This is a genomic window from Amycolatopsis sp. NPDC051071, from assembly GCF_040682875.1.
Classification (GTDB): Bacteria; Actinomycetota; Actinomycetes; order Mycobacteriales; family Pseudonocardiaceae; genus Amycolatopsis.
Genome location: NZ_JBFBBY010000293.1, coordinates 1 through 4,670 on the forward strand (window position 1 = coordinate 1; position 4,670 = coordinate 4,670).

General features: G+C 66.6%; 4 protein-coding genes. 3 read left to right on the forward strand and 1 reads right to left on the reverse strand.

Going from position 1 to position 4,670, the window contains the following annotated elements; all coding sequences use genetic code 11:
- Positions 1–42 precede the first annotated feature (42 nt).
- Complete coding sequence (locus AB0M65_RS40250; RefSeq protein WP_364040731.1) at positions 43–753, reverse strand: TetR/AcrR family transcriptional regulator; 711 nt, start codon at positions 751–753, stop codon at positions 43–45.
- Between the two features lie 53 nt (positions 754–806).
- Here AB0M65_RS40250 and AB0M65_RS40255 point away from each other — a divergent pair, with 53 nt between their 5' ends.
- From AB0M65_RS40255 to tyrS, 3 genes are all read left to right on the forward strand, one after another.
- Positions 807–2,183, forward strand: a complete 1,377-nt coding sequence (locus AB0M65_RS40255; RefSeq protein WP_364040734.1) for a serine hydrolase domain-containing protein — start codon at positions 807–809, stop codon at positions 2,181–2,183.
- A 122-nt stretch (positions 2,184–2,305) separates the two neighbouring features.
- Positions 2,306–2,941 (forward strand): DNA-3-methyladenine glycosylase, encoded by a 636-nt coding sequence (locus tag AB0M65_RS40260; protein ID WP_364040737.1) that lies wholly within the window; start codon positions 2,306–2,308, stop codon positions 2,939–2,941.
- A 32-nt stretch (positions 2,942–2,973) separates the two neighbouring features.
- Positions 2,974–4,248 carry a tyrosine--tRNA ligase gene (gene tyrS, locus AB0M65_RS40265; protein WP_364040740.1) on the forward strand — a complete coding sequence of 425 codons (1,275 nt, stop codon included), beginning with the start codon at positions 2,974–2,976 and terminating at the stop codon, positions 4,246–4,248.
- The last annotated feature ends 422 nt before the right edge of the window (positions 4,249–4,670 follow it).

A 4,670-nucleotide genomic window follows, 5' to 3' on the forward strand; every position in this document is an offset into this window, starting at 1 on the left:
CCTTCCTTGCGCCTAACGCAAGGAAGGGGGCCTTCCTGTACTTCAGGGGAGCTTGGCCGCCAAGCCGTCGAGGACGCACTCCAGGCCGCCCGCGAAGTCGGAGTCGTTGATTTCGCCTGGCTTCCGGTTTCTCTGCGCCGCGTACAGCTTCTTCAACCGCGAGTGGTTCCGCACGGCCTCCTCGGCGGCAGGCCACAGCTGTTCTTTCCAGACCTGCTCGTTCTGTCCACCGCGCCTGAGCGCGGTGAGCCACGCGGCCTCGCTGGTGGCGCGTCCGACGACGTAGGCCATGACCGTGTTGAACGCCAGATCGGCGTCCTCCAGCGAGAATCCGGCGTCCTCGAACAGCGCGAGCGCCGCTTCCGACAGCTTCAGGACGTTCGGCCCCAGATACGCGACACCCGCCTCGCCGAGCAGCGACCCGATCCAGGGATGGCGGAGGAAAACCGACCTCAGGTCGTGCGCGAACCGCGTCGCCGCCGCGCGCCACGGGCCCGTCGCCGGTAGCGCGACTTCGCCGTAGACCTCGTCGACGACGAGTTCGACCAGTTCGTCCTTGCTGGCCACGTGGGTGTACATCGAGGTGGCGGCAGCGTCGAGCCGGATCCCGAGCTTCCGCATGCTCAGCGCCTCGATGCCTTCGGCGTCGAGCAGTTCGATGGCCGCGGAAACGATCTGCTCCCGGCTCAGCGACGGCTGATCGCGTTGTCGTTTCGGCGGTCGCGCCCACACCGACGGAAATTTCTGCGCCATCCGAACAGTGTACGGCCTAGCGCACACCCATCTTTATCCGTACAGTGTTCAGTATGCCGAACACTGTACGGAACGAATTCGACCACGCCCACTGGCAAGCCAGGCTCGACGAACTGCGGGCCGAACACCACGTGCCGGGTGCGACCCTCGCCGTGCTGACCGGGGGCGAGATCCACGAACTGGCGAGCGGGGTGCTGCACCGGGGGACCGGAGTCGAGGCGACCACGGATTCGGTCTTCCAGCTCGGTTCGATCGCGAAGGTCTACACGGCCGCACTGGTGCTGGGACTCGCCGAGGAAGGACGGCTGGACCTCGACGTGCCGGTGATCGAGGTGCTGCCGGAGTTCGCGACCGTCGATCCCGAGGCGACGAAGACGATCACCACCCGGCAACTGCTCAGCCACACCAGCGGGCTGACCTGCGACTTCATTGAGGACACCGGCCGCGGCGACGACTGTCTCGCCAAATACGTCGAAGCGGCGAGGGGAGTGGCGCTCGACTGCCCGCCAGGGTCGGCCGCGTCCTACAGCAGCGTCGGCTACAACGTGCTCGGCCGGATCGTCGAGGTACTCACCGGTCTGACCTGGGACGACGCCCTGCGGGAACGGATCGCCGGCCCGCTGGGACTCACCGAGACGATGACGCTGCCTGAGGAGGCACTGCGGTTCCGTGTCGCGATGGGACATCTCGGGCAGGATCCGGAGCCGACCGAGGCCTGGGATCTCCTGCCGCGTTCGGCCGGGCCGTTCGGCCGCGTCCTCGCCACCGCCGGCGACGTCGTCCGGTTCGCGCGGATGCTGCTCGACGGCAACGCGGTCGACGGGTCCCGGGTGCTCGCCGAGGAGACGGTGGCCGCGATGCGGCATCGCGAGGTCGAAGTACCGGACAAGTGGACACTCGGTTCCGACGGCTGGGGCCTTGGCCTCTCGATCCACGACTGGGACGGCGTTCCCGGCTTCGGCCACAACGGATCGTCGATCGGCCAGCGGTCCTACCTGCGGGTGGTTCCGGGAGCCGGGATGGCCTTCGCACTGCTCACCAACCACGGCACGACGGACAGGCTCTACACCACGCTGTCGCGTGAACTCCTCGGCGAGCTCGCCGGAGTCCGAGTCCCGGCCGAGTTCGCTCCGCCGCTGTCGCCGCCTTCGGTGGACGTCGCGCCTTTCGCGGGCACGTACCGGCGCGAAGGCGTCATCATCACCGTGACCGAGACGGACGGGAAGCTGCGTTTCGTCTACGAATTCGCCGACGCGATCAAGGACATCGCCCCGCCGATCGAGGCGGAACTGGTGCCGGTTTCGGACCACGTCTTCGCCGGGACGAACCCGATGTCCGGCGACGACTGGATGCCGGTGCTGTTCTCGAAACTGCCCGACGGCACCGAGTACTGCTACACCAGCATGCGAGTCGCGCCGAAGATCGCGTAGCTACTTCTTGGCCGTCTTCCGAACCCGACCACTAAGCCCTTCGAGGACGTCGACCGCTCAATACTGAAACTGTCGGTGCCTCCGGTTAAGGTCGGCGCAGTGACGAGAGGGGAGCACGGAACTTGGTGACAGGCAGGCAGTTCACCCGTCAGGAGCTGGCGCTGGATCCGGTGGAACTGGCCTCGCTGCTGCTCGGAGCGGTGATCGAAGCGACCGGGCCGTCCGGCACCGTCGCCGTCCGCCTGGTCGAGGTCGAGGCCTATCGCGGGCTCGATGACCCGGCGTCGCACTGCTACCGCGGTATGACCCCGCGCAATGAAGTCATGTGGGGGCCGGCGGGGTTTCTGTACGTGTACTTCGTCTACGGCATGCACTTCTGCGCCAACGTCGTCGGCACCGAAGACGGGCAGCCGGGAGCCGTGCTGCTGCGTGCCGGTGAAGTCGTGTCCGGCGCCGACATCGTGCGTGCGCGGAGGCCGTCCGCGCGAGGCAACGGCGAACTCGCCAAAGGACCGGCCATCCTCACCTCGGTGCTCGGCATCGCCAAGGCGGAGAACGGCGTCGATCTGACCGACCCCGCCTCACCCGTCCGGCTGTTCACCGGCGAACGCGTGCCGGAATCTGCCATCCGTACCGGTCCGCGCGTCGGTGTCGCGACGGCGATGGACACGCCGTGGCGGTTCTGGATCGACGGATCACCCGCCGTCTCCACCTATCGGCGCGGTGGCAAGCGACGGGCGGCGGCCCCCGGCCGATAGTCGGTTGACCTGGTGCGGGAGGATCTACAGGCGTGAGTGAGCACATCCTTGACGAGCTGACCTGGCGCGGCCTGATCGCGCAATCCACCGACGCCGACGCACTGCGGCGAGACCTCGACCAGGGACCCCTCACGCTCTATTGCGGATTCGACCCGACCGCGCCCAGCCTGCACGCCGGCAACCTCGTCCCGCTGCTGATGCTTTCGCGGTTCCAGCGCGCCGGGCACCGGCCCATCGTGCTGGCCGGCGGCGCCACCGGGATGATCGGCGACCCGCGCGACACCGGCGAGCGCACCCTCAACACCCTCGACACGGTCGCCGAATGGGCGGGTCGCATCCGTGGCCAGCTCGAACGGTTCGTCGACTTCGACGATTCGCCGACCGGCGCGGTCATCGAGAACAACCTGAACTGGACCGGGCAGCAGAGCGTGCTCGAGTTCCTACGCGACGTCGGCAAGCACTTCCCGGTCAACACCATGCTGAACCGGGAGACGGTGAAGCGGCGCCTCGAAACCGACGGTATGTCCTACACCGAGTTCAGCTACCTGCTGTTGCAGTCGCAGGACTACCTGCACCTGTACCGCGAGTACGGCTGCAAGCTGCAGGTCGGCGGCTCCGACCAGTGGGGCAACCTCGTTGGCGGCGTCGACCTGATCCGCCGGACCGACGGCGGGCACGCGCACGCGCTGACCGCCCCGCTGGTCACGGACGCCGAGGGCCGCAAGTTCGGGAAGTCCACCGGTGGCGGCAGTCTCTGGCTGGATCCGGAGATGACCTCGCCGTACGCGTGGTTCCAGTACTTCGTGAACGTCGCCGACGCTGACGTCGTCCGCTACCTGCGGATGTTCTCCTTCCTCGGGCAGGAGGAGATCGCGGCCCTCGCCGAGGACACCGAACAGCGGCCCCACCTGCGGGCGGCCCAAAAGAGGCTGGCCGAGGAGTTCACGACCCTGGTCCACGGCGAGGAGGCGACGCGGCAGGTCATCGCCGCCAGCCAGGCACTGTTCGGCAGGGGAGAGCTGCGTGACCTCGACTCGCCGACACTGGATGCCGCCATGGCCGAGGTCCCGAACGGCAAGGTTGACCCGAGCGGTGACTCGACGATCATCGACCTGCTGATCGCCGGCGGCCTCGTCGACAGCAAGGGCGCCGCGCGCCGCACCGTCAAGGAAGGCGGGGCGTACGTCAACAACACGAAGATCGCCGACGAGGAGTGGAAGCCGTCCGCGGAAGACGCTCTGCACGGCCGCTGGCTCGTGGTCCGCAAGGGCAAGCGCAACGTCGCTGGCGTGCGCATCGGGGGCTGATCCTGGCCGTCGGCCCGAAGCAGGGGGCTTGACCTGCGGAAACGCGGTTAAGGTACCCCCCTGTTTTGGGCCCTTTCCGGCCATGTAAAGTTCTCCAAGTCGCCAGGGAAACCGGGTGGCCGACCGGGACACGAACCAAGCTCTCACCTCAAGGTGATTGAGTGGGTGTCTCACCAAAAACTGCTAGGAATGACTGCTTCGGATAAGGCCGCGCTTCAGTGATACTGTTGCTCGGTGCGATTCGGGGTGTGTTGCTTGAGAACTCAACAGTGTGCTAGTGAACTAAGCCAGTAGAGCTTATTGTTTTTGAACCTCGTTTTGAGGTTCCTTTGAGTGCATTGAATTGCCTCGATCAAATTTGACATTGTTGGAGAGTTTGATCCTGGCTCAGGACGAACGCTGGCGGCGTGCTTAACACATGC

Coding starts and splice junctions, on each gene's coding strand:
- AB0M65_RS40250 (WP_364040731.1), bottom strand. CDS start 753: ATGGCGCAGAAATTTCCGTCGGTGTGGGCGCGACCGCCGAAACGACAA.
- AB0M65_RS40255 (WP_364040734.1), top strand. CDS start 807: ATGCCGAACACTGTACGGAACGAATTCGACCACGCCCACTGGCAAGCC.